The organism is Streptomyces sp. CC53, assembly GCF_001865245.1.
In the GTDB taxonomy this organism is placed as follows: Bacteria; Actinomycetota; Actinomycetes; order Streptomycetales; family Streptomycetaceae; genus Streptomyces.
Map to the genome: position 1 here is coordinate 1 of NZ_MKXB01000189.1, position 23,799 is coordinate 23,799.

The window sequence follows — 23,799 nt, forward strand, 5'->3', positions numbered from 1 at the left end:
TGGGGGCGGGTATCCGTCGGATCTGACGGACGAGCAGTGGGCGCTGGTGGAGCCGGTGCTGCCGCCGGCGCGGGTGGGGCCGAAGGGCGGGCGGCGGGAGAAGCACCCGCGGCGGCGGATCGTGGACGCGGTCTTCTACGTGGTGCGGACCGGCGGCTCCTGGCGGCAGCTGCCGAAGGACTTCCCGCCCTGGCCCACCGTGTACTGGTACTTCACCTGGTGGCACGACGACGGCACGGTCGAACGCGTCCACGATGCCCTGCGTGACCGGGTCCGCCAGGCCGACGGACGCAGCCCCGAGCCGAGCGCCGGGCTGATCGACTCGCAGTCCGTGCGCACGGCCGATACCGTTCCCGCTGCGACCAGGGGCTTCGACGCGGGCAAGAAGGTCAAGGGCCGCAAGCGGCTCATCGTCACCGACACCCTCGGCCTGCTCCTGGCCGTCCACGTGGTCGCCGCGAGCGTCCAGGACCGTGACGGCGCGCGACGTCCGTTGCTGTGGACCCGTCTGGACCACCCGGGTGTGAAGAAGATCTGGGCGGACCAGGGGTTCGCCGGGCACCTGGTCCACTGGACAGCCGCAGTCCTCCGCCGCGAGCTGGAGATCTTCCGCAAGGACCCCGGCCAGAAGGGCTTCCAGGTCCAGCCGAAGCGCTGGGCGGTCGAGCGGACGCTGTCATGGATCACCGCACACCGCCGCCTCGCCCGGGACTACGAACAGCAGCCCGCCCACTCCGAGACCATGATCCGCTGGGCGATGATCGGCATCATGGTCCGCCGACTCACCCGCGGCCGACCGGCAACCCGACCCGGTCCCCGACGACTCTCACGTGTCGATCAGTGAGATCTCAAACGCGGTCTGAGCCACAACTCGCTCTGAGACGCCAACGGCTCGCGCGACGTGGCGAGTCGCAGCTCCAGGGTGCGCCGCGACGTGCGCGAGGACCGCGCGGTCGCGGTGGTAGCCGCGTTGCAGCAGGTCCGCACCGAACAGCCTGGCCGCGCAGACGCACAGGCAAAGTTCCGTGGACAAGGAGACGTAGTCCTCGGCCTGTTGGGCCGTCCACGCGTTCATGGCACCGAGCGCCAAGAGGATGAGGGCAGTAAAGCGGGCAGATCGGATAGCGGGCTTTGACAGGTGGACCTCCTTGGGGTCGGGCACTCGTAACGAGGCCGAGTGGCGGGCTGCGGGCTGTCGTGGGACTGGTCGGCGTGCTGCCCGCCAGAAGCCCATACCCCGTCGCTGACCTGGTGTTGTCCGGGACGCTGTACGGTGACATGGTCCCGGAGGAGGTTCCAGTCCTTTGGGGCTCTTTCTCGTCTGCCGTGGGCGAATGCCCTGCCGGCGCCGCACGTGAGGCGCCCGTCAGCTGGCCCCCTCCGGGCGACAGAACGGCGATCTCTTCGCTCCCTCGAGCCTTGGGGAGATTTTCACTGCCGAGGCCCCGCTTCCTACACACAAAGGCACAAACCTGATAGAAGCGCAGTAGGGGGGCGACCCGCCTTCTAGGCAGGGATCCATGACTCAGCCGCCGCGCACGATATCGAGGACCGTTCACAGATGCTTGCCCTCGAAGCAACGCCAGCCGAGATCGATGAGCTGGATCAAGGCCAGCGCGACGCTCTTGATGCGTGCGTCATCGCAGCAATGACGTTGTGCACGCCCGAGGGGGATGCGCGGGGTCGTGCGCGCCTCCTGATGGAGTGTCACGGCCGCTATACGCGGTCGTGGGGCGTATTCGGTAAAGCAGCTTCGTTCCCTGCCTTCCTGAACCAGTTGCGGTCAGCGCCTGTTGGCGCGTTGTTGCCGGGGCCTGGGTCGTGGTCAGAGATCTGGGACGTGCGTCTGCTGGAGGATGACGGCACCGCTACGGCCGCTCTTACGCGTCTGATCATGGAAGCGTCCGATCAGGCCCACGAGGTGCCTGGTCTCTCGGCTGATCTGCGGCACCTTCACAGTGTGCTGCGAGCCCTGGGGAAGCTTCCGCCAGGAGCGCGGCTGGCTCGCATCGCGGCCGAGGCGGTGCAGCACGCGGTATTTCGTACTTTGCAGCAGGCAGGGTTCGCCGCCTACACCGAAGGCCGCGGGACCTTGGTGAACGATCCCGTCCTTGGACGGCGTGCTCTGTCTCGCTATGCCCTTCTCACGGACCTGGGGGTGTATACGGGCATCTCCCCCGTCCAGCAGTTCGCCGGCCGGTGGGCGCCCTGTCCCCTGTGCAAGGGGACCACGCGGGCAACGCCACGAGGCCACCACGGGGCGGAGTTGGCCTGTGAGGACGAGCGTCATCGCCAACGGGGTGCGCGCTTCAAGATGGAATCGGACGACGGCCAGTGGCGTCTCAAGCCACTGGGTGAGATCCGGGAGATCCCCGAACTGCGCCCTGTCGAAGGGTGGGTCGCCCTGTCGTACGGGCTGTGGCAGTGGATCACGATGCCCGGGCTGCTGGAGATCGACCTGGAGGCGCTCGCTTACGGCGCAGGCGCAGATGTACGCCTGTGGCCGTTCGGCGACAGCTAGACCTCCACATCACAAAGAACGGCACCACCTGGCGTGTCGATGTCAAGACCTGGGCCGACCCACAGGGCATCGCGGAGCAGATGCGCGCGGATCCGGAGGGCTGCTCGGGCCTGACCGTGGTCATCCCCGAGCACCTGCGCGGATACACCGCTGTGCTCAACCGGGTGCTGGGCCCGTTCGGCGCGAGGGTGATCACGGATCTGGATCTCATCGCGGAGGTTCGCGCGGCATGAGCCGGACTCTCGCGGCGGCTCTCGCGCTGGCTGAGCACTACTTCCCGGCAAAGGACGACGCAGGCCGTGCAGTCGTCCGACTGGAGGACGCCCACGTTCTGATGTCAGGGCAGGCGGCACAGGTGTGGGCCGATTGGGACTCGCTGACATACCCCGAGCAGCAGCGCATCGGGCGACTAGGGAGCGTATTGGATCGTGATCAATCTTCGAGTTCTGCCTGCACGGCGGAGTCTGGACAGGTGGAACTTCTTGGGTGACTCGCGTGCAACTGACGGATGTGGAATGGGAGTTCATTGAGCCGTACCTGCCGATCGGCGAGTACGGCCCGTACCCCGAGCGGCTGCGGCAGCAGTTCGAGGGCGTGATCTGGCGGTTCAGGACGGGCGGGCAGTGGCGGGAGATGCCGACGGAGTTCGGCGCCTGGTCGACCGTCCACAACCGCTTCCGGCAGTGGCGTGACGCCGGGGTCTTCGAAGCGCTGATGGAGGGCCTGATCGCGGAAGCCGCGAAGCGGGGCGAGGTGGACCTGTCTCTGGTCAGCATCGACTCCACCACCGCGCGGGCCCACCATGACGCGGCCGGCATGCACCTGGAGGAGGAGGTCCTCACCGCTCTGGAGAAAGCCGCCGCCGAGTCGGAGAAGGCCAGGTCAAAGGGGGCGACTGCGACGAACAAACCGGGCAGGGGGCCGAAAGCAACCCCGAGCGGGAAGAACGACGACGCATCCGGCGACGGCACAAACTCCGGCTGAAGGCCGCCCTCCTCGGACGCTCCAGAGGCGGGCAGACCAGCAAGATTCATGTCGCCGGCGACCGGAAGTGCCGCCCGCTGGCGTTCATCCTGACCGCAGGACAGGCTGCCGACAGCCCGCAGTTCATCCCCGTGCTGAGGAGGATACGGGTCCGCGGGGCCGTCGGCCGTCCCCGCACCCGGCCCGACGCGGTCGCCGGGGACAAGGCGTACTCGTCCCGCGGCAACCGCGCCCACCTACGCAAACGCCGTATCAAGGCGGTCATCCCTGAAAACTAGGACCAGGCCGCCAACCGGAGGAAGAAAGGCTCCAGAGGCGGCCGACCCGTCGGCCACGACGCAGACCCCTACAAGGAGCGGAACACCGTCAAGCGTCTGATCAACAAGCTCAAGGCCTGGCGAGGCATCGCCACCAGATACGACAAAACCCCCGACAGCTACCTCGCTGGCCTTCACCTGCGCGCCTCGATGATCTGGCTCAGAGAGCTCACCCGGCCCACCTGATGATCACAACCAAATACGCTCCCTAAGGGTCGAGGCGGGCGGCGACCTGTTCCTCTCGTTCGAGGAACCGGAGACCGGTACCGGGGAGATCATCGGGCTGCTGGCCGCTGTCGTCATCCTGCTGGTCGCCTTCGGATCACTGATCGCCATGGGACTGCCGATCGGCGTGGCGCTCTTCGGCCTGGCACTGGGCGTGAGCGCGATGCCGCTCCTCACGTACCTGGTGGAGATACCGAGTTGGGCACCGGTGATCGCCTCGATGGTCGGCCTCGGGGCCGGTATCGACTACGCGCTCTTCCTCGTCACGCGCCACCGCGAACAACTGGCCGCCGGTACGGGCGTCGAGGAGTCCGTCGGACGCGCCGTCGCCACCGCCGGCCAGGCCGTCGTCCTCGCGGGCGGCACCGTGGTCGTCTCGATCCTGGGTCTCGCCGTCGCCGGCATTCCCTTCATCGCCGCGGCCGGCGTCGCCATCGCCGCCGTGGTGCTCATCATGGTCGCGGCGTCGATCACCCTGCTGCCTGCGTTCCTCGGACTCGCCGGGCACTCCATCGACCGGTTCGGCCTGCCCTGGCGCCGCGCCGCGCGGGACGGGCACGCCCCCCGCGCCCGGCACCGCTGGCAGCGCTGGGGCACGCACGTCGCCCGCCACGCCGTCGCATACGCCGTCGGTGCCACGCTGCTGCTGCTCGCACTGGCCGTGCCCGTGCTGGCACTGCGCCTGGGCTTCCCCGACGAGGGCACGCTTCCGGACTCCCGGACCCAGCGACAGGCGTACGACCTCGTCGCCGAGGGTTTCGGTCCGGGCGCCAACGGCCCTCTCGCCATCGCGGTCGACCTCGCCGGCGACCCGTCGGTGGTCGAGCCGTTGTACGACGCCGTCACCGAGGACCCGGGGATCGCGTCGGTGGCACCGCCGCGGATCGACACCGACGCGGGCGTCGCGGTGCTGCTGGCCGTGGCGACCACCGCACCCCAGGACGACGCGACGCGGGCGACCATCGAGCGGCTGCGCTCCGAGGTCTTTCCCCGGTGCTCAAGGACAGCGGGGCACGTGCCCATGTCGGGGGGCAGACGGCTGCGTTCGCCGACCTCGGTGACCGGGTGAAGGACCGGCTGCTCCTCTTCGTCGCCGCGGTGGTGGTGCTGTCGTTCCTGCTGCTGACGGTGGTGTTCCGCTCGCTCCTGGTGCCTCTGAAGGCCGCCGTGCTGAACCTGCTGAGCATCGGCGCCGCGTACGGGGTGCTGGTGATGGTGTTCCAGTGGGGGTGGGGGGCCTCACTGATCGGCCTCGAATCCACCGTGCCGATCGTGTCGTTCATCCCGATGTTCATGTTCGCCATCGTGTTCGGGCTGTCGATGGACTACGAGGTGTTCCTGCTCTCCCGGGTCCGCGAGCACTACCTCGCGACCGGCGACAACGACGGCTCCGTGGTGCGCGGGCTCGCGGGGACCGCCCGGGTGATCACCTCGGCCGCGCTCATCATGGTGTCGGTGTTCCTCGGCTTCGTCCTCGGTGAGGACCCGACCCCCAAGATGCTGGGACTCGGCCTGGCGACCGCCATCGCCGTCGACGCGACGGTCGTGCGCATGGTGCTCGTCCCCGCCACGATGAAGCTGCTGGGCGATGCCTGCTGGTGGCTCCCCGGGTGGCTCGACCGCCTCCTGCCGTCCCTCGACGTCGAGGGCGGGGGCCGCGGCGTCGAGACCGAGCGGCGGGAGGACCAGGAAGTGAGGCCGCCCGCCCGGTGAGCTCGCCGGCACCGCACGCCCGACGGCCGGACGCGCTCAGCCGATGTCCGGATCACCTGCCTCCGCGAGGGGGCGCTTCGCGAGGTCCGGTCCACCCGCGTGGGCCCTGACCCCCGCCCGCCGAGGTGCCGAGCCGCAACGCGTCCCGCGCACCCGCGACGAGCCGATCCGCGTCCTCGTCGTGCGCGGCCACGAGCGGCAGCAGGCCGCGCCGCGCACCCGCGACGGTCACCGTCGCCGGGGCGTGCACGGCCCGCGCGAACGGGAACGCGGCGGGCTGTGCGGTGGCGCGGCGGCCCCGCATCGCGGTGTCCGCGGTGGCGCCGGACACCGGCACCGTGGCGTACAGGTGCGGGGCCGCCGTGGCGAGGCGGCCGCCTGCGGGGCGGTCGCCGCCGACCGGGCGCGTCCGCGGTGCGGGACGACGCCGGCGTGTCAGCCCTGCTGCTCCTTCAGTGCCGCCATCCACGCCTCGACCTCGTCCGCCTGGCGCGGCAGCGACGCGGACAGGTTCTCGTTGCCGTCCTTGGTGACCAGGATGTCGTCCTCGATGCGGACGCCGATGCCCCGGTACTCCTCCGGCACCGTCATGTCGTCCGCCTGGAAGTACAGGCCCGGCTCGACCGTCAGGACCATGCCCGGCTCCAGCGGGCCGTTCACGTACATCTCGGTGCGGGCCGCAGCGCAGTCGTGGACGTCCAGGCCCAGCATGTGGCCCGTGCCGTGCATCGTCCAGCGCCGCTGGAGGCCCAGTTCGAGGACCTTGTCCACCGACATGTCCCCGAACAGGCCCCACGACACCAGCCGTTCGGCGAGAACCTGCTGGGCCGCGCGGTGGAAGTCGCGGTAGTGCGCGCCGGGCTTCACCGCGGCGATGCCGGCCGACTGGGCGTCGTACACCGCGTCGTAGATCTTCCGCTGAAGTGGCGTGAAACGGCCGCTGATCGGGATGGTCCGGGTGATGTCCGCGGTGTACAGGTTGCGGGTCTCGACTCCGGCGTCGAGCAGCAGCAGGTCGCCGGGGCGCACCGGCCCGTCGTTGCGGACCCAGTGGATGGTCGTCGCGTGCGGCCCGGCCGCGCAGATCGACGCGTACCCGACGTTGTTGCCCTCGACGCGGGCGCGCAGGAAGAAGGTGCCCTCGATGTAGCGCTCGGAGGTGGCTTCCGCCTTGTCGAGGACCTTCACCACGTCCTCGAAGCCGCGTGCGGTGGCCTCGCACGCGAACCGCAGGTCGTCCAGCTCGAACGCGTCCTTGATGCGGCGCATCTCGGACAGGAAGACACGGAACTCCTCGTCCCGCTCGGCCGTCACCTTGTCGTCGAGTGCCGCCTCGATCCCGGAGTCGTAGCCGCGCAGGAGCCGGACCGGGCCCGTCGCCTCCTTCAGCGCCTCGGCCAGCTCGCGGACGTCCTTGCAGGGCAGGCCCAGCAGCCGCTCGTTCTCGGTCAGGCTGTTGCGGCGGCCGTCCCAGAGCTCACCCTGCGCCGACAGCCAGAACTCGCCGCTCTCCCGGTCCGAGCGGGGCAGCAGATACGCGGTGGCCTCGTGACCGCCGCCCTGCGTGGGCTCCATGACCAGGACGGCGTCCTCCGTCTGGTCGCCCGTCAGGTAGACGTAGTCGGACGACGGGCGGAACGGGAAGAACGTGTCGTTGGCGCGGACCTTCAGGTTCCCGGCCGGCACCACCAGGCGCTCCCCCGGGAAGCGGTCGGAGAGCTCGGCGCGGCGGCGCGCGGTGTGGGCCGCCTGCGGGATGGGCGCCAGGTCGTGGCGCTCGGTGTCCGCCCAGCCCTGCTTCATGTTCTCGGCGAGTTCCTCGCTCACCCCCCGCTCCAGGCCGTTCTTCCGCTCCTGCACGGGTTCGGTCTGCTCGCCCTCGGGGCTCTCCGGGGCCTGGAGCTCCTGGTCGGGGCCCTGGCTCTCGGACGTCCGCTCCGTCAAGACTGCCTCCTGGATCGAATCGGTCAACGGCCGCCCGCAACGGGTCCAGCCGGCAGCCATCGTATGGGTGATCGACGCCCGCGCAGGTCTCAACTCGTGAGACAGGCCGGGGATCGCCCCCCGGCGGACCGGACCCGGCCCCCGGAGCCGTCAGCCTGCCGGTGGCTTCCAGCCCGCACCCCTCACCAACAGCGCTTTCGAGCTCATCTGTCAACCGTTGACACTGTGGGGTGGCCGAACTAGCGTCGGCAACCGCCGAATTGGGCAGCGTGGCCCGTTGGACCGGAACAACCCCTCCGTGCCGAAGGGCCGTTCACGAGGGCGCGAACAGCGCTGACGGGGGAAATGTGTCCGAAAGAACGTCCGGCGACGACCAGGCCGCGCCCGGTCCGGAATCCGGAGCAGGGGCCTCGGAAACCGGTGCGGCGCCCCGGAAGGCCGGGCTGGGATCGTACGTCCGGCTGCTGCGCGCACCGGGTGCGAGCCCCCTCGCCTTCTGGGGCGTCATCGGACGGTTCCCCATCGCCATGCGCTCCATCGGCTGCCTCATGCTCGTCTCCGCCGTCACCGGATCGCTCGGCGACGCGGGCACCGTCGCGGCGGCCATGCTGGTCTCCCAGGGCGTCGCCAGCCCCGTCCTCGGGCGGTTGGCCGACCGGCACAGCCAGCGGCGGGTGCTGCTGAGCACCTGCCTGGCGCACGCCGCGGGCATGGCGCTGCTGCTGGTGTCGATCGGGCTGAGGTCCCCGCTCTGGGTGATGGTCGGTGCGGCGGCCCTCACCGGGTGCACCTCGGTCTCGTTCACCTCGTTCATGCGGGCGCGGTGGGCCGCGTTCGTCGACCAGGGGCTGCTGCGCACCGCGTACGCCCTGGAGTCGATGCTCGACGACACGATCTTCCTGCTCGGACCGCTGATCGTCACCGCGCTGTCCACCTCCGTGCACCCGTCGGCGGGGCTGCTGACGTGCGCCGCGCTGACCGTCGCCGGGTCGGTCGGGGTGGCGCTGCACCGCCGCTCCGAGCCCGCGTCCGCGTCCGTCACGGAACCGGGTCAGCGCCCGAAGCGGGCCCTCACCGTGCCCGGGGTATGGATCCTGATGATCTGCTACGCCGGGATGGGCTTCCAGTTCGGCGCCGTCGACGTCGTGATGATCGCCTTCGCCAGGGAACAGGGCTCGCCGGGCCTCGCCGGCCTGTTCCTGTCCCTGCTCGCCGTCGGCAGTCTGATCGCGGGGGCGGTGTACGGGGTGGCCGACTGGCGCCTGTCGCAGGCGCGGCTGTTGTGCGTCACCACCGGCCTGCTGACCGTCGGCGTGATCCCCCTGGCCTTCGTGCACTCCTCCTTGGTCATGTGCTTCCTCGCCGTCGTCGCCGGTGTCGCGATCTCCCCGGCGCTGATCGCGGGCAGCACGCTGATGGAGTCCCTCGCCCCGAAGGGCTCCCTGTCCGAGGCCTTCTCGTGGCTCACCAGCTGCGGGGCCCTCGGCATCGCCTCCGGCACCGCCGTGGGCGGTCAGCTGGCGGAACTGAACAGTTCGGCATGGGCCGCGTGGGCCGGCGTCGCGGGCGGCGCCGTCGCCCTGCTGCTGAGCCTGGCAGGCCAGCCCGCGCTGACGCGCGGCACGACGGATCCGGAGCCGGAAGGGGCGCCGGAGACGGAAACAGCGGCACTGGAGAAATGACGGAGAAGGTCGGCATGGTGAGCAGCACCGCACAGCCCTCCCAGCCCGGAGATCCCACGGAGTCCGGGCACACCTCGAAGCCCTCGGACCGGCTCGGCGGGATACCCGTCCCCCGGATCTCGTTCGAGGAGTTCCTCGCCTTCGGACGGGACGCCCTGATCCGGGCCGACGTCCCCGTCGTGATCACCCTCCCGAACGGTGCCGAGGGCCTCGGCAGGGAAGGTGTGGCGAAGCGTCTCGGAGACATGTCGGTGACGTTGTTCACCGAGCCGAGCAACAAGCAGAACGAGGAACGCTGGACCACCCGCGAGATCAAACTGCGCGAGTTCTTCGAGGACGAGCGCTATCTGCACGACCCGAGCACCTGGAACCGGATCGTCGCCAACATCCGCAACAACCCCGCCGACGTCAACGCCGTCATCGGCTTCAGCGCGCGCAGGCTCTTCGGCTCCGAGCGGCTGCTGAACGCCGCCAACCTGTGGATCAGCCACAGGGGCGTGTTCACCCAGAGCCACTTCGACGAGCTGGAGAACTTCAACATCGCCCTGGAGGGCCGCAAGCGGTTCGTCATGACCCCGCCCGGCTTCTGGGAGTACTACCCGCGGTCCCTGGTCCAGGGCTTCGGTGACAAGTCACGGGTCTTCGACTTCGACGACGTCGACTGGGCGCGGTACCCGAAGCTCGCCGCCAAGCTGGCCCAGCGCCGCGAAGTGATCCTGGAGCCCGGGCAGATGCTCTACCTGCCGCTCGGCTGGTGGCACCAGGCGGAGTCGCTCGACGACATGAACGTCAACGTGAACTTCTGGTCGTGGGACCCGAAGATCCTCCGCAGGCCGTACGTCCTCGGAGTGGCCCTCTACACGGCCGTCTTCCGGAAGCTCAAGGGAATCTACAACTACGAGCCCACGGGGGCGGCGAAGTGACCGAAGCGAAGACCCGGATCACCCCCACCCACCGGTGGCGCAACAACGACAAGCTCATCGGCATCGGCAACGAGTTCTGGGACATGTCCGAGCGCAACGGGCTCGCCGGCATCGTCGCGGACCTCGACGGCAACGGCGGGCTGCGCACCACCCCCGGCCACGAGTTCATCCCCGACGGACACGAGTTCGTCAACTTCAGCTGCTGCTCCTACCTGGACCTGGACTCCCACCCCGAGGTCATCGAGGGCGGCATCGACGCGATGCGCCGCTACGGCGTCCTGGACCACTGCATCGCCCGCAGCCGGGTCCAGATCCCCGCCATGCTGGAACTGGAGACCTCACTCGGTGAGCTGTTCGGCGCCCACGTGGTGTGCTCCATCGCCGCCAGCACCGCCACCTTCGGGCTGCTGCCGCTGATCGCCTCCGGTCATCTGGGCGACGGGAACCGGCCGTACATGATCTTCGACAAGAACGCTCACGTCTCGATGGCCAACGTCAAGCCGGTCTGCGCCGACGAGACGGAGGTGGTCACCTCCCGCCACCACGACCTCGACTTCATCGAGGACGCCTGCAAGAAGTACGCCCGCGTCGCCTACGTCTGCGACGGCAGCGACAGCCTCGGGGGCTACGCCCCGGTGAAGGAACTGGCCGAACTCCAGGACAAGTACGGCCTGCTCGTCTACTACGACGACTCCCACTCGCTGTCCGCGTACGGGGAGCGCGGGGTGGGCTACGTACGGTCCCACAGCCCGGTCCTGGACGAGCGCACCATCGTCGTGGTCACCCTGAACAAGGCGTTCGGCACCAGCGGCGCGGCGATCGTGCTCGACGGCTACTCCAAGGAGACCCTGCGGATCATCGAGCGGTTCGGCGGCGCCCTCAACTACTCGCAGCTCCTCAACACCGCGGCCGTCGGGGCGGGTCTGGCGTCCGCCGAGATCCACCGGACCTCCGAGCTGACGACCCTGCAGAATCGTCTCTACAAGAACATCGAGCTGTTCGACTCGCTGATCCACACGGACCAGGGGGGCAGCACCTTCCCCATCCGGCTCGTCCCGATGAGTGACGACACCGTGATCGAGGCGGGCCGACGGGTCATCGAGGCGGGCTTCTACGTCTCGCCCGTGTTCTTCCCGATCGTCGCGCGCGGCACCGCCGGGCTCCGCGTCATGATGCGCGCCGGGCAGACCGAGGAGCAGATCCGCAGGCTCGGCCAGGTCCTGGTCGAGGTGGGGGCCCAGGCGGCACCGGTCCCGGAGGGGGGCGCCCGATGAGCGGCAGTACCGCGCGGCCGATCCCGCGCAGCATCCTCTACACCCCCGCGCTGTCCCTGGCCCGGGTCGTCAAGGCCTGGTCGTACGACGCGGACGTGCACCTCATGGACCTGGAGGACTCCGTCCCCCCGCAGGACCGGGCCACCGCCCGCATGGTGTGCCGGACCGCGCTGGAGAAGTCCCCGGCGCCCGAGCGGATCGCCGTACGGGTCAACCCCCTCGGCACCCTCGACGCGGTCCACGACCTGGCGATGCTCGCGGACAGCCCCGTCCGGCCCGGCTACCTCGTCATGACGATGGTCAGAAACGCCACCGAGGTCGCCCTGCTGCGCGAGACCCTCGCCTCGGCGGGCGCGCACCCCGAGATCTACGTGACGCTGGAGACCCCCGAGGCCGTCTCCTCCGTGGACGCCGTCGCGCAGGCCGCCGACGGGATCGTCCTCGGCTCCGCCGACCTGGCCGCCACCCTCGGCATCGAGATCACCTGGGCCGGCATGCTCGCCGCCCGCCAGGCCATGGTGCTCGCCTGCGCCCGCTACGGCGCCGCCTGCGTCGACACCGCCAACTTCCGGCTCGCGCAACCGGACGTGCTGGCCGACGAGCTGACCCGCATCCGGGAACTGGGCTTCCACGGCAAGGCCACCGTCCACCCGGCCGAACTGGACGCCATCAACAAGGCGTTGCGGCCCGACCCGGCGAGCGTGCGGCAGGCCCGGCGGGTCACCGACGCGGTACGGGACGCGGCCGGGGCCATCGCCGTGCTGGACGGCGACATGGTCGGCCCGCCCTTCGCCCGGCTCGCCCGCACCACCGTGGAGCAGGGCGACGCCTGGGCGGCCCGCTTCGGCGGCGGGACGGCCTTCCAGGACGCAGAGGGGAGCACCGCATGACCGCCGTGGCCGAAGACCTCGCCGGCGCGGACCACCCGGCCCCACCCCCCGGGCGGCCCGCCGCCCCCGCCACGGTCGCCGTCATCGGCACCGGGGCCATCGGCCAGGACCTCGTCAGCAAGGTCCACCGCTCCACCGGCCTCACCTGCGCCCTGGTCGCCGGACGCAACCCCGCCTCCGCCGGACTCGCGCACGCCGCGGGCCTCGGCTACCCCACCACCGCCGGCGGCATCGACGCCCTGCTCGACGCGGCCCGCCCGTACGACATCGTCTTCGACGCCACCAACGCCCTGTCCCACCGGGAGCACTGGCGGCGGCTCCAGCCGCTCGGCACCCTCGTCATCGACATGACGCCCAGCAAGGCCGGCCAGATGGTCGTCCCGACCGTGACCGGCACGCGAGCTCCGACCGAGCGGAACGTCAACCTGATCAGCTGCGGCGGCCAGGCCTCCGTCCCGGTCGCACACGCCCTCGCCGGGCGGTTCGACACGGCGTACATCGAGGTGGTGTCCACCGTGGCCAGCAGCATCGCGGGCCGCGCGACCCGGCTCAACCTCGACGAGTACGTGGCGACGACCCAGGCCGCACTCACCGCGTTCACGGGCGTGCCCACCACCAAGGCCATCCTCAACATCAGCCCCGCCGTCCCGCCCGCCACCTTCCGGACCGCCGTCCACGCCGTCGTCCCCGGCGCCGAGGACCGTGCCGCGGAGGTACGGGCCGTGGTCGACGAGGCCGCCGAGCGGGTACGGGCCTTCGCCCCCGGGTACGAGGTGATCGCCTGCACGGCCACCGGCGACCGGGTCGTGGTGTCCCTGGAGGTCACCGCCGACAGCGACGTGCTGCCCCGGTACGCGGGGAACCTCGACATCATCAACTCGGCCGCCATCCTGGTCGCCGAGCAGCACGCGGCCCGGATCGCGGGAGACACCGGCCGGACGGGAGAGGCGCGATGAACGCGGTCGTCATCCACGACCCGACGCTGCGGGACGGTCAGCACGCGGTACGCCACCGGCTCGGCGCGGCGGCCCTGCGCGGCTACGCGGAGGCGGCCGACGCGGCCGGTATCCCGGTCGTGGAAGTGGGCCACGGCAACGGGCTGGGCGCCTCCTCCCTCCAGGTGGGGGAGGCGGCCGTCAGTGACGACGAGATGCTGGCGACCGTGCGGGAGGCGCTGCGCACCAGCCGGATGGGCGTGTTCATGCTGCCCGGCTGGGGCACCTCCGACGACCTGCGGAAGGCACTGAAGCACGGCGTCGACGTGATCCGCGTCGGGGTCCACTGCACCGAGACCTCGCTCGCGGAACGCCACCTCGGCTTCCTGCGGGAGGAGGGCGCGGAGGCGCACTGCGTCCTGATGATGAGCCACATGGCGAGCCCCGCGGAACTGGCGGAGCAGGCCGTGCGGGCCGTCGGCTACGGGGCGCAGGCGGTCGGCATCATGGACTCCGCCGGGCACTTCCTGCCCCAGGACGTCAGCGAGCGGATCGGAGCCATCCGCAGCGCGGTCGGCCCACTGGACGTACCGGTGATCTTCCACGGGCACAACAACCTCGGCATGGCCGTGGCGAACTCGGTCGCCGCCGCCGTCGCCGGTGCCCGGATCATCGACGGCTGCGCGCGCGGCTTCGGGGCGGGCGCCGGGAACACCCAACTGGAGGTGCTGGTACCGGTGCTGGAGCGCACCGGTTACCCCACCGGCATCGACCTGTACGCGCTGCTCGACGCCGCCGAGTACGCCGAGCGCGAGCTGATGCCGGCCCCGCCGGTCACCGGCTCGCTCAGCATCGTCAGCGGACTGGCAGGAGTGTTTTCGGGGTTCAAGCAACAGGTGCTCGACCTGTCCGCGCGCGCCGGGGTCGACCCCCGCGACGTGTTCTTCGAACTCGGGCGGCGTCAGGCCATCGCCGGGCAGGAGGACCTGATCGTGGACGTGGTGGCCGAACTCGCCGCCCGCGCGCGGGAGGCGGCGGCGTGACCGGCCCCCTCACCGTCGGCGCGGCGGACATGGCCGGGGCCGACCGGCTCGTGCGGGTCATGGACGCGCTGGCCGAGGCGTTCGCGGACCTGTCGGCGGGCCGCACCGGCTCGCCGTCCCGGACGGTCGTCCCGCACAGCCGCCCGCAGCGGGAACTGCTCGCCGCGACCGCGGTCTGGGAGCGGCGCGGGGTGGGCAGCGTCAAGATCACCACGCTCACCCCCGACAACCCGGAGCGCGGACTGCCGCTCATCCACGGAGTGGTCGTCCTGACCGACCTGGAGACCGGGCGGGTCACCGCCCTCCTTGACGGTGCCGAGCTCACCGCCGTGCGCACCGGCGCCGTCGCCGGCCTCGCCACCCGGCTGTGCGCCCCCGAGGACGCGGCCGAGCTGGCCGTCATCGGCGCGGGGGTGCAGGCCCGGGCAGCGGTCAGGGCGGTGTCGGCGGTGCGGCCCATCCGGTCGGTGCGCGTGTTCTCCCGCACCCCGTCCCGTACGGACGCGTTCGCGCGGTGGGTACGGGAGACGGCGGACCGACCGGTGGACGTGGTGGTCTGCGGCACGGCGAAGGAGGCCGTCGAGGACGCCGCGGTCATCTGTACGACGACCTCGACCGCCGGCCGCACTCCGCTGGTGGCCGCCGACTGGGTGGCACCCGGGGCGCACCTCAACATCATCGGCGGTACCCACGAGGACGCCGTCGAGGTGGAACCGGCCCTGCTCGCGGACGCGTTCGTGGTGGTGGAGCAGCGGGCCGCCGCACGGGAAGAGGCCGGTGAGGTGCGGGCCGCGCTGGCGGCAGGGATCATGGGGGAGGAGCACCTGCACGAGATCGGCGAGCTGGCGGCGGGCAGCGTGCCGGACGGCCGTACCTCGGTGTTCCGTTGCGTGGGCATGGCCATCGAGGACACGGCCGCCGCGGCGGCGCTCACCGAGACGGTGTGACCGTTCAGTTCCTCTCCCGGCAGCGGACCATGAACGTCCGCTCGAAGACGATGACGGGCTCGCCCGTGGACTTCGAGCCGGTCGTCTCCACCGTGACGATCCCCTGCCCCGGGCGGGACGCGGACCGGCGCCTGCTCAGGATCCTGCTCGTCGCGTACAGCGTGTCGCCGACGTACACCGGGTCCTTGAGCCGGACCTTGTCCCAGCCGAGGTTGGCCACGGCGCGCGCCGACAGCGCCTGCACGGTCATACCGCCCACCAGGCACAGCGTGATCCCGCTGTTGACCAGCACCCGCCCGTACTCCGCGCTCTCGCCGTAGGCGCGGTCGAAGTGCAGCGGGTGCTGGTTCATGGTCAGCAACGTGAGCCAGGTGTTGTCGGTCTCCGTGATGGTCCGGCCCGGCCAGTGGCGTATCACCATGCCCGGCTCGAAGTCCTCGTAGTCGCCGCCGTGCTCCTCGGCGTACTCGTTGTCCGTGCCCTCCACGCGGCGCAGCGCCATGCGTGCATCTCCCCTGTGTCTCAAAGCTGTTGACACTCCGCTTTATATCCTGATCATGAGGGGAACCACAGGGGTCACGAGCGGTCGCAGGGGCGGGGATGAGTGTGCTTGAGGATGTCGGCGTATCCGCCCGGTCGGGCCACCCCTGGTTCGGCTCGCTGCGGTTGAGGCCGCCCGCCGTGCCCGCCGAGACGCTCCGGTGGCGCAGCCGCCACGCGATGCGGGACCTCGGCTGGCCCTACCAGCGGCTGCTGCCCGCCGCGCCCCTCGTCGTGCCGCGCAGCTCGTACGCCGAGCTGTTCCGGGTGACCAGGGCCCTGCTCGACCTGGTCCGCCGCACCGCCCTGGAGAGCGCGCCCACCACGGAGGGCAGGCTCGCCGCGTACCGGATGCCCGCCAACGAGCACCAGCTGTTCATGGCCGACCCGTTCACCGAGGAGCGGTACGCGGACTGCGTGGTCCGCCCGGACGTGGTGATCGGCGCGGACGGGCCGCGGTTCCTGGAGTTCAACGTCAGCGGCGCGCTCAGCGGGCCCGTCGAGTGCCACTGCCGTCTCCGGATGTGGCGCGAGCTGTACGGCGACGACACGGGACGTGTCCCGTACACGAGCGACGAGCCCCTCGCCGTGCGGACCGCGATGTTCCGCGACCTGTGCGCCGAGCTGGACGAGCCGCCGAGGGTGGCCATCCTCGGCAGCGCCCGCGACCAGGGCGGCCACACCCGCTACTTCGACATCCAGGCCGACTATCTGTCCCGCCACGGGCTGCACGCGCGCTTCTTCGAGCCGGAGCACCTGCACGAGGCGTGGGACTGCCCGCCCGGGCTGCGCTATCCGGTGGGGCTGCGTGACTTCACGATCCCCGACTGGGAGGAGCTGGGCATCGACACCGCGCCCGTACAGGCCGCGGTCGACCAGGGCTGTCTCCTGGTGGGGACCCAGACCTCCACGTTCCTCTCCAGCAAGCTGACCATGGGGATGCTGTCGGAGGGCCGACCCTGGATGACGGCGGCCGAGCGCGCCCTCGTCGACCGGTACCTGCCGTGGACGCGTGTCCTCTCGCACCGGTGGACCACCCGGGGCGACCGGAAGGTGGACCTGGTGTCGTTCGCCGTGGCCCACCGGGAGGAGCTGGTGCTGAAGGAGAGCATCGGCATGAGCGGCAAGCAGGTCGTCCTGGGCCGGGCCACCGGGCAAGCGGAGTGGGAGGAGGCGGTGACGGCGGCCGCCGGGACCGGCACCAGCATCGTGCAGGAGTACGTCTCCGCCCGCACCTGCCGCCTCGCCCTGCTCGCGGACGGCGAGGACGAGCCGCACGCCGCCGACGTGGCCCCCGTCATCGGTCCCCTGCTGTTCGGCGGGCGTCCCGCCGGGATCACCACCAGGTTCTTCGGGGACGGCCGCAGCGGGATCGTCAGCGTGCTGGGGACGCACGGGACGGACGGGTGCATGGTCGCGGTCTGAGCGGTCGGGGAGCTCGGCGCCGTACCGTACCCGGCCCGGCCCGGTACGGGTCGCCGACCACGGTCCGGCGTCGCCGACCTGGCGGCTCCGCGCCTCACAGCGGGGTCCCACCCGTTTGAATGGAAACGATTATCATGTACTCTGCGTGCCTCCCCCCTTGATCCGCCCTACCGGAAGACCCTGCGCACGTCATGAGAAGCCACCGCCGCCGGCTGACCGCCGCCCTCCTCCTCGCACCGCTCCTCACGGGCTGCTTCGCCCCCGGCGGTCAGAGCGCGCCCCCGGGCCCCGCCGGCTCCGGCGACGGCGGCAGGCTGCGGGTGACCCTTGCGTTCGCCCCCACCCGCAACTTCTCCCCGCACAGCCAGGACGCCTTCCACCTGTACAAGCTCGGCGTCTCCGAGGGCCTGACCAAACTGGACGCCAACGGCACCGCCGTACCCGCGCTGGCCGAATCGTGGACCCGCGAGAGCAACGGCAGGAGCTGGCTGTTCACGCTCCGGGACGCGAAGTTCCAGGACGGCACCCAGGTCACCGCGCAGGCCGTCGCCGCCGCACTCGTGCACGCCGCCGAGGCGAAGCCCGCCCCCACCGCCCTGTCCGGCGTCGAGCTGACCGCCGAAGCCGTCGGCGAGGACCGGGTGCGGATCGGCACCGGCACACCCGACCCGGTCCTCCCGCTGCGCCTGTCCAACCCGAACCTCGCGGTGTTCTCCCCGAAGGCGTACGCGAAGAAGGGCACCGTGAGCCCGGTCGGCACCGCCACCGGCCCCTTCGCGCTCACGCGGATCAGCGGCGACACGGCCGCCACCCTGGACCGCTTCGACGACTACTGGGGCGGCCGGGCCCAGGCGCCCGGCATCGACGCCGCGTTCGTCGCCGACGGCACCGCCCGCGCCAACGCCCTGCGCACCGGCCAGACGGACCTCGCCGAGGCCCTCCCCGTCGCGCAGACCGCGCCCCTCGACCAGGGCGCCCTCCACGAGACGAACACCGCCCGCAACACCAGCCTCTACCTCAACACCACGTCCGGCGTGTTCACCGACCCCGGGCTGCGCGCCGCCGCCCGCGAGGCGATCGACGCCTCCGTCATCGCCAAGGACGTCTACGAGGGCCGCGCCGAGGTCGCCCAGGGCCTCTACGGCCCCGCCCTGAACTGGGCCGCGAGCAAGCGCATCCAGCCCACCGGCCGAGCCGAAGCCACCGCACCCCGCGGCCAGGCCCTCACCATCGCCACCTACACCGGACGCCCCGAACTCGCCGAGACCGCACAGGTGCTGCAGCAGCAACTGGAGAAGGCGGGCTTCACCGTTCAACTGGAGGTGCGCGACTACGCCCGCCTCGAAAGCGACCTGCTCGCGGGCACGTTCGACGCGGCCGTCGCCTCACGGAACATGATGCTCGACACCGGCGACCCCGTCACGGTCCTCGACAGCGACTTCACCTGCGAGGGCACCTACAACCTGTCACTGCTGTGCGACCCGGGCGTCGACCGGGCCGTCGCAGCCGCCCGGTCCGTGGCCGACACCGCCGAGCGGCAGGACGCCGCCATGAAGGCGGAGGCGGCCGTCCTCGGCACCGACGCGGTGGTCCCGCTCGTCCACCTGAAGGCCGCCACCGGCGTCGGCGCCACCGTGCGGGGCACCCTGCTCGACCCGTACGAGCGGCAGTTCATCGGAACGGGGACCCGGCGCTGAACGGCATACCCGACCGCCTCCGGGGCGGCCCGGCCGCCGCCCTGCGCACCCTCGCGCAGGGCGGCGGGCCCGCGCTGCTGTGGCGGACCCTGCTCGCGGCGGCCCTGGTCTGCGGGATCGGCCTGCTGCCGTGGCTCTCCCGCACCGACCCCGCACTGACCGTCCTCAAGGCCCGCTCGGCGGAACACGACCCGACCCCCGAGGCGCTGGCCGCCGTCCGCGCCGAACTCGGCCTGGACCAGGGCCCCGTCCTCCTGCTCGCGCGCTGGGCCGGAGGGCTGCTGCACGGGGACGCGGGCCGTTCCTGGGTCACCGGCGCCGACGTCCTGCCGTCCGCGGTGGAGGCCCTCGGCGTCTCCCTCCTGCTGATGGCCGGTTCCCTCACGGTCGCCGTGGGCACGGCCCTGGCGGTCTGCTCCCGCACGCTGCGGCTCGGCTCCCGGCGCAGGCTCGGCGCACGCACCCGAGGCGGCACCGGGACGGCGGTCCTGGCCGCGCTGCCGGAGTTCCTCATCGCCGCCGTCCTCGCCTCGGTGGTCGGCGTGCAGCTGGGCTGGCTTCCCGCCCTGGGCTGGTACGGCCCGCAGTGGATGGTGCTGCCCTCCCTCGCCCTCGGGCTGCCCGCCGGCGCGGTCCTCGGACGCATGCTCGACGACCTGCTGCCCGGCACGTTCGCCGCTCCGTGGGCGGCGGCCGCCGCCGCACGGGGCGTCCCGCCCGGGGCCGTGGCGCGGCAGGCCCTGCGGAGCTGCGTGCCCGGACTCCTGCCCAACCTCGGCCTGTTCGCCGTCGGCCTGACCGGCGGCTCCGTCGCCGTCGAGCAGATCTTCGACATCCCGGGCCTGGGCCGGCTCACCCTGCGCGCCGCCCTCGCCCAGGACCTGCCCGTCCTGCAGACCGGAACACTCAGCCTGGTGCTCCTCGCGGCCGCCGCCGGAGCCCTGGCCCGCCACGGCGCCCGGGTGCTGACCGGACCCGCACTGCGGGACGGCGCGCTGCTCTCCCCCCACCGGCCCGCAACCCGCGCACCGCGCACGCCGCCCCTGCTGTACGGCGCCCTGCTCGCCCTCCTCGTCGGCGCCGGCCTGCCGCGCGACCCGCTCGCCCTGCACACCGGTGCCCGCCTCCAGGCCCCGTCCCCAACCCACCCCTTCGGCACCGACGCGCTCGGCAGGGACATCCTGGCCCGCATCGCGCACGGCGCCCTGACGACCCTCGGCACGGCCCTCGCGGTGACCGCCGCCGCCCTCGTGGCGGGCGTCCTGCTGGGTCTGGTCCCCAGGCTGTCCGCTCCCGTGGCCGACACCGCGAACGCCGTACCGCCCGTGCTGGCCGGCCTCCTCGTCGCCGGTGCCGTCGGCAGCGGCCCGTGGACCCCCGCGCTCGCGGTGGCCGCCGTCGCCTGGTCGCCGCTGGCCACCCACGCCTCCGCCCTCCTCCGGCAGGAGCGCGCCGCCACCCCCCTGACGGCCCCGCGCCTCCTCGGCGCCGGCCCCTGGTACCTCCTCCGCCGCGTCCTGCTGCCGGCGGTCGTGCCGCCCGTCACCCGCCACGCCCTGCTCCGGCTGCCCGGCATCGCGCTGGCGCTGGCCGCCCTCGGCTTCCTCGGCCTCGGCGCCCAGCCGCCGTCACCCGAGTGGGGCCTGCTGCTCGCCGAGAACCAGCCGTACGTGGAGCGCGCCCCCTGGGCCGCCCTCGCCCCGGCCGCCGTCCTCGCCCTCCTGGGGGCGCTCGCCGTCACGGCGGCCCGCGCGGCGGGCGGCGGCCCACCCCGGGCGAGGGCCGGCGGGAGCACCCGCCTTCCCGCTCCGAGAGGACGCGAACACCCACCGCACCCCACCGCCGGGCCGGCGCGGCACGAGCCGGAGCCACCCGCCCACGTTCGTCCCCCCAGCGACCGCCGGCTGACCGGAACACGATGACCCGCATCTTCCCCCGCGCCCTGCCCCGGCGAGCCGCTCGCGCCCCGCAACCACGGCGCGAGCGGACCTGGCGCCGCCTGCCACCCCTGCTGCGCCTCCTGATCCTCACCCAGCTGGCCTTCAACGTCGGCTTCTTCGCCGTGCTCCCGTTCCTGGCCGAGCACCTGGGCACCGCGATCGGCATGGCCGGCTGGATGGTCGGCCTCGTCCTCGGCCTGCGGACCTTCAGCCAGCAGGGCCTGTTCGTGGTCGGCGGATGGCTCGTGGACCGCTATGGGGTCCGCCCGGTCGTGCTGACCGGCTGCGGCCTCCGGATCGCCGGATTCGCCTGGCTGGGCTACGCGGAGGCGACCGGGGCCGTCATCGGCGCGGTGCTGCTGATCGGCTTCGCCGCCGCGCTGTTCTCCCCCGCGGTCGAGTCCGAGGCGGCCCGTCAGGCGGTGGTCTGGGAGGACGGGGGGCACGGCCCGCGCACCCGGGTGCTGGCACTGTTCAGCGCGGCGGGCCAGGCGGGCGCCTTCGTCGGGCCGCTGCTCGGCGGCCTGCTCCTCGCGGTGGACTTCCGCACCGCGTGCCTCGCCGGGGCCGGAGTCTTCGTCCTCGTCCTCGCCGGGCACGCGCGGCTCATGCCGCAGCACATCCCCGGCCGCACCCGCACCCACGGGCGCGGCGGACTCCGCGTGCTGCTGCGCAACCGACGCTTCCTCGCCCTGTGCTGCGCGTACGGCGCCTACCTGCTCGCCTACAACCAGCTCTACCTCGCCCTGCCGGCCGAAGTGGAACGGGTCACCGGCTCCCAGGCGTCCCTCTCGTGGCTGTTCGCCCTGTCCTCCCTCCTGGTCGTGTGCGCCCAGCTCCCGGTGACCGGCTGGGCCGGCGACCGGCTCGGCCTGCGCCGCTCCATGGCAGCCGGACTGCTGCTCGTCGCGTCCGGGTTCGCCGTGGTGGCCGCCGCACGTCCCGCGGAGTGGACGGGACCCGCCGGGCTGCTGCCCGCCGCCGGGTACGTCGTCCTCCTCACGCTCGGCCAGATGCTGGTCGTGCCCGCCGCCCGCGCCTGGGTGCCCGATCTGGCCGAGGACGGGCGTCTCGGCCTCTACACGGGCGCGCTGTCCTCCGTGTCCGGCCTGATCGTCCTCGCGGGCAGCTCCGCCACCGGCGCCCTGCTCGACCTGGGCCTCCCGCCCGCCGTCCCCTGGCTCGCCCTGGCAGCCATCCCCCTCCTCGCGGTCGTTCTGCTGCCCAGCGCCCCCGGCGCGGCGCAGACGGCCGCCCGGCAGGCCGCCCCGTGACGTGGGACCGGCTGCGCGGCGGCGGCCGTGACGGAGGCCGGGACCTGCGGTGCCGGGCGGACGACGGCGGTCTCGTACGGAAGAGGTGACACCGGGAGCCGGCCCGGTCCGCCGTCCCGTACAGACAGCGCCCGCCGGGAGCCGGGAGCCGCCCCCGGGGGACGGGATCCGGCGATATCTGTAGTGGCCGTGTGAGGGTTCACGAGGTCGCGCAGTGCGCTTTCCTGTCCCGTGAAAATGGCGCAGCGTTTCGACCGACCTTCTCCGTCGGGGCGTGCTAGCCTTCGAATAGTTGCAGTTGTGGTTCCCGAAACTTCAAACGCTCCGACGGCTTCACGCCCGACGGTGCGTTTTTCACATCCGGTATTTCCGGCGGGGCAAACATTGCGGCGACATGGCATGCGCACCGTGCGGATGCCGATGTGCCTCAAAGGAGATACTCATGAGCACTGGTACCGTGAAGTGGTTCAACTCGGAAAAGGGCTTCGGCTTCATCGAGCAGGACGGCGGCGGCCCTGACGTCTTCGCCCACTACTCGAACATCGCCGCCCAGGGCTTCCGCGAGCTGCAGGAGGGCCAGAAGGTGAGCTTCGACATCGCGCAGGGCCAGAAGGGCCCGACGGCCGAGAACATCGTGCCCGCCTGAAGCTGACGCGTAGGACGTAGCCGGGGCCCGCATCCTTCGGGGTGCGGGCCCCGGCTACACCTGTTCCCCGTGAATTCCCCGGGTGGGCGACGCCTGTCCCGCCCGTTCTGCCGCAGGGCGGTCCGCGGGATGTGGGCGTATCCCATTGCACGATCCGCGGCACCCGACGCATTCGAGGGACTTTCCCCACCTTCTCACCCGGCTCGGTCATTCCCAAGGTGCGTAATCCGCAGCCGGAATCTCCGCATTGCGTTCCCGCCCGTTCGAGGAATTCCTCGCGGTGCTCCCTCGCCGCGGCCGTTCCTCGCCCCATCGTTCACCTGGCGTGGGGCCGTACGGGCGCACGTGCGGAACCCTCCGGGCGGAAGCGCCACCTCCGGCCGGCCCGACCGCGCCCCCGGTGCCGCGAGCCGTCACCGGCACATCCGCACCACCGTCGTCCGCGTCACCGCACTCCTACCCTGAGAGGTCCCATGCGCTGTGTTATCGCCCGTTTCCCGTTCGAGCTGACGAAGAACGGCGTGGAGGAGGCTATGGCGGGCGTCGCCCCCGAGCCGGTCACCGGCGAGTCCGTGACCATCGGGCGCCGCCAGTACCCCGCCAAGCAGGTGGGCGCGATCGTCACGGGCCAGGACCGCCGGGACTTCAGCGCCGGTGAGGTCGTCCGGGCGATGGCCAAGCTCGGTTTCACCTGCCAGGCCGCCCCCCAGGCCCCGTCGACCGCAGGTGAAAGCCCGGTGCAGCGGGCGTCCGCCCTGCTCGGCCCCTCCGCGGCCGTCTGACTCCGCACCGCGCACCACGGCGCGCACCGCGCACCACACCGCGCACCCGCGCAGCACGGATCGCGCACCCGCGCACCACACGGCGCCACCGCGCAGC

At 72.0% G+C, this 23,799-nt stretch carries 21 protein-coding genes and 1 pseudogene; 19 read left to right on the forward strand and 3 right to left on the reverse strand.

The window, feature by feature from the left end:
• The 6 genes and pseudogenes from BJP40_RS23415 to BJP40_RS35880 form a co-directional block, all read left to right on the forward strand.
• Window positions 1–844 (forward strand): IS5 family transposase (locus tag BJP40_RS23415; RefSeq protein WP_071282134.1); only part of this gene is annotated, 844 nt, incomplete at its 5' end.
• A 717-nt stretch (window positions 845–1,561) separates the two neighbouring features.
• The gene (locus tag BJP40_RS23425; protein ID WP_071282135.1) at window positions 1,562–2,521 is read left to right on the forward strand and encodes a hypothetical protein; all 960 of its coding nucleotides are present in this window, start codon (window positions 1,562–1,564) and stop codon (window positions 2,519–2,521) included.
• Window positions 2,500–2,754 (forward strand): hypothetical protein, encoded by a 255-nt coding sequence (locus BJP40_RS23430; RefSeq protein WP_071282136.1) that lies wholly within the window; start codon window positions 2,500–2,502, stop codon window positions 2,752–2,754. Before BJP40_RS23425 ends, BJP40_RS23430 begins: the two co-directional genes overlap by 22 nt.
• A gap of 253 nt (window positions 2,755–3,007) precedes the next feature.
• Window positions 3,008–4,008: pseudogene (locus tag BJP40_RS32190) on the forward strand (IS5 family transposase).
• A 121-nt stretch (window positions 4,009–4,129) separates the two neighbouring features.
• Complete coding sequence (locus BJP40_RS35875) at window positions 4,130–5,116, forward strand: MMPL family transporter (RefSeq protein WP_256220818.1); 987 nt, start codon at window positions 4,130–4,132, stop codon at window positions 5,114–5,116.
• Entirely contained in the window at window positions 5,041–5,760 is a 720-nt protein-coding gene (locus BJP40_RS35880) for an MMPL family transporter (RefSeq protein ID WP_226962410.1), read from the forward strand. The genes BJP40_RS35875 and BJP40_RS35880 overlap by 76 nt, the downstream gene beginning before the upstream one ends.
• A 52-nt stretch (window positions 5,761–5,812) precedes the next feature.
• Here BJP40_RS35880 and BJP40_RS23445 read toward each other — a convergent pair whose 3' ends face one another.
• Together BJP40_RS23445 and BJP40_RS23450 are read right to left on the reverse strand one after the other, a co-directional pair.
• Window positions 5,813–6,091: a hypothetical protein gene (locus tag BJP40_RS23445; protein ID WP_071282138.1), complete on the reverse strand. Its 279-nt coding sequence runs from the start codon at window positions 6,089–6,091 to the stop codon at window positions 5,813–5,815.
• Between the two features lie 104 nt (window positions 6,092–6,195).
• Window positions 6,196–7,704, reverse strand: coding sequence for an aminopeptidase P family protein (locus BJP40_RS23450; RefSeq protein ID WP_071282139.1), 1,509 nt, complete (start codon window positions 7,702–7,704; stop codon window positions 6,196–6,198).
• Window positions 7,705–8,051: 347 nt separating this feature from the next.
• Between BJP40_RS23450 and BJP40_RS23455 the strand changes: the two genes are divergently transcribed.
• Genes BJP40_RS23455 through BJP40_RS23485 form a run of 7 tightly spaced genes read left to right on the forward strand, consistent with a single transcriptional unit; the run spans window position 8,052 to window position 15,398 of the window.
• Window positions 8,052–9,386, forward strand: a complete 1,335-nt coding sequence (locus BJP40_RS23455; RefSeq protein WP_079171405.1) for an MFS transporter — start codon at window positions 8,052–8,054, stop codon at window positions 9,384–9,386.
• On the forward strand, window positions 9,383–10,309 hold the full coding sequence (locus BJP40_RS23460) for a cupin-like domain-containing protein (RefSeq protein WP_371258690.1): 927 nt from the start codon (window positions 9,383–9,385) through the stop codon (window positions 10,307–10,309). Before BJP40_RS23455 ends, BJP40_RS23460 begins: the two co-directional genes overlap by 4 nt.
• On the forward strand, window positions 10,306–11,583 hold the full coding sequence (locus BJP40_RS23465; protein WP_071282140.1) for an aminotransferase class I/II-fold pyridoxal phosphate-dependent enzyme: 1,278 nt from the start codon (window positions 10,306–10,308) through the stop codon (window positions 11,581–11,583). The genes BJP40_RS23460 and BJP40_RS23465 overlap by 4 nt, the downstream gene beginning before the upstream one ends.
• Window positions 11,580–12,473 carry a CoA ester lyase gene (locus tag BJP40_RS23470; protein ID WP_071282141.1) on the forward strand — a complete coding sequence of 298 codons (894 nt, stop codon included), beginning with the start codon at window positions 11,580–11,582 and terminating at the stop codon, window positions 12,471–12,473. Before BJP40_RS23465 ends, BJP40_RS23470 begins: the two co-directional genes overlap by 4 nt.
• Window positions 12,470–13,429, forward strand: a complete 960-nt coding sequence (locus BJP40_RS23475; RefSeq protein ID WP_079171406.1) for an acetaldehyde dehydrogenase (acetylating) — start codon at window positions 12,470–12,472, stop codon at window positions 13,427–13,429. Before BJP40_RS23470 ends, BJP40_RS23475 begins: the two co-directional genes overlap by 4 nt.
• Window positions 13,426–14,451 carry a 4-hydroxy-2-oxovalerate aldolase gene (gene dmpG, locus BJP40_RS23480; RefSeq protein WP_071282142.1) on the forward strand — a complete coding sequence of 342 codons (1,026 nt, stop codon included), beginning with the start codon at window positions 13,426–13,428 and terminating at the stop codon, window positions 14,449–14,451. Before BJP40_RS23475 ends, dmpG begins: the two co-directional genes overlap by 4 nt.
• Window positions 14,452–14,480: 29 nt before the next feature.
• Window positions 14,481–15,398 (forward strand): ornithine cyclodeaminase family protein, encoded by a 918-nt coding sequence (locus BJP40_RS23485; protein ID WP_177204474.1) that lies wholly within the window; start codon window positions 14,481–14,483, stop codon window positions 15,396–15,398.
• Window positions 15,399–15,402: 4 nt separating this feature from the next.
• Here the strand turns inward: BJP40_RS23485 and BJP40_RS23490 are convergent, their stop codons facing one another.
• Window positions 15,403–15,900 carry a MaoC family dehydratase gene (locus BJP40_RS23490; RefSeq protein ID WP_071282144.1) on the reverse strand — a complete coding sequence of 166 codons (498 nt, stop codon included), beginning with the start codon at window positions 15,898–15,900 and terminating at the stop codon, window positions 15,403–15,405.
• 98 nt (window positions 15,901–15,998) lie between these two features.
• On the opposite strand from BJP40_RS23490, the gene BJP40_RS23495 reads away from it, so the two are divergent.
• The 6 genes from BJP40_RS23495 to BJP40_RS23520 all read left to right on the forward strand — a co-directional run bounded on the left by BJP40_RS23495 (window position 15,999) and on the right by BJP40_RS23520 (window position 23,702).
• Window positions 15,999–17,363 (forward strand): hypothetical protein, encoded by a 1,365-nt coding sequence (locus BJP40_RS23495; RefSeq protein ID WP_071282145.1) that lies wholly within the window; start codon window positions 15,999–16,001, stop codon window positions 17,361–17,363.
• Window positions 17,364–17,554: 191 nt separating this feature from the next.
• On the forward strand, window positions 17,555–19,060 hold the full coding sequence (locus tag BJP40_RS23500) for an ABC transporter substrate-binding protein (RefSeq protein WP_071282146.1): 1,506 nt from the start codon (window positions 17,555–17,557) through the stop codon (window positions 19,058–19,060).
• An 89-nt stretch (window positions 19,061–19,149) separates the two neighbouring features.
• Entirely contained in the window at window positions 19,150–20,982 is a 1,833-nt protein-coding gene (locus BJP40_RS23505) for an ABC transporter permease subunit (RefSeq protein WP_079171422.1), read from the forward strand.
• Window positions 20,979–22,274: an MFS transporter gene (locus BJP40_RS23510; protein WP_071282147.1), complete on the forward strand. Its 1,296-nt coding sequence runs from the start codon at window positions 20,979–20,981 to the stop codon at window positions 22,272–22,274. Before BJP40_RS23505 ends, BJP40_RS23510 begins: the two co-directional genes overlap by 4 nt.
• Before the next feature lie 442 nt (window positions 22,275–22,716).
• Window positions 22,717–22,920, forward strand: a complete 204-nt coding sequence (locus BJP40_RS23515) for a cold-shock protein (protein ID WP_071270653.1) — start codon at window positions 22,717–22,719, stop codon at window positions 22,918–22,920.
• A gap of 473 nt (window positions 22,921–23,393) precedes the next feature.
• A complete protein-coding gene (locus tag BJP40_RS23520) occupies window positions 23,394–23,702 on the forward strand; it encodes an SCO5918 family protein (RefSeq protein ID WP_071282148.1) in 309 nt (102 codons plus the stop codon).
• The last annotated feature ends 97 nt before the right edge of the window (window positions 23,703–23,799 follow it).

What these genes read in the sequence shown, in the direction of transcription:
- BJP40_RS23425 (WP_071282135.1), top strand. Translation starts at nt 1,562, where the DNA reads ATGCTTGCCCTCGAAGCAACGCCAGCCGAGATCGATGAGCTGGATCAA.
- BJP40_RS23460 (WP_371258690.1), top strand. Translation starts at nt 9,383, where the DNA reads ATGACGGAGAAGGTCGGCATGGTGAGCAGCACCGCACAGCCCTCCCAG.
- BJP40_RS23470 (WP_071282141.1), top strand. Translation starts at nt 11,580, where the DNA reads ATGAGCGGCAGTACCGCGCGGCCGATCCCGCGCAGCATCCTCTACACC.
- BJP40_RS23475 (WP_079171406.1), top strand. Translation starts at nt 12,470, where the DNA reads ATGACCGCCGTGGCCGAAGACCTCGCCGGCGCGGACCACCCGGCCCCA.
- dmpG (WP_071282142.1), top strand. Translation starts at nt 13,426, where the DNA reads ATGAACGCGGTCGTCATCCACGACCCGACGCTGCGGGACGGTCAGCAC.
- BJP40_RS23485 (WP_177204474.1), top strand. Translation starts at nt 14,481, where the DNA reads ATGGCCGGGGCCGACCGGCTCGTGCGGGTCATGGACGCGCTGGCCGAG.
- BJP40_RS23490 (WP_071282144.1), bottom strand. Translation starts at nt 15,900, where the DNA reads ATGGCGCTGCGCCGCGTGGAGGGCACGGACAACGAGTACGCCGAGGAG.
- BJP40_RS23495 (WP_071282145.1), top strand. Translation starts at nt 15,999, where the DNA reads ATGAGTGTGCTTGAGGATGTCGGCGTATCCGCCCGGTCGGGCCACCCC.
- BJP40_RS23500 (WP_071282146.1), top strand. Translation starts at nt 17,555, where the DNA reads ATGAGAAGCCACCGCCGCCGGCTGACCGCCGCCCTCCTCCTCGCACCG.
- BJP40_RS23510 (WP_071282147.1), top strand. Translation starts at nt 20,979, where the DNA reads ATGACCCGCATCTTCCCCCGCGCCCTGCCCCGGCGAGCCGCTCGCGCC.
- BJP40_RS23515 (WP_071270653.1), top strand. Translation starts at nt 22,717, where the DNA reads ATGAGCACTGGTACCGTGAAGTGGTTCAACTCGGAAAAGGGCTTCGGC.
- BJP40_RS23520 (WP_071282148.1), top strand. Translation starts at nt 23,394, where the DNA reads ATGCGCTGTGTTATCGCCCGTTTCCCGTTCGAGCTGACGAAGAACGGC.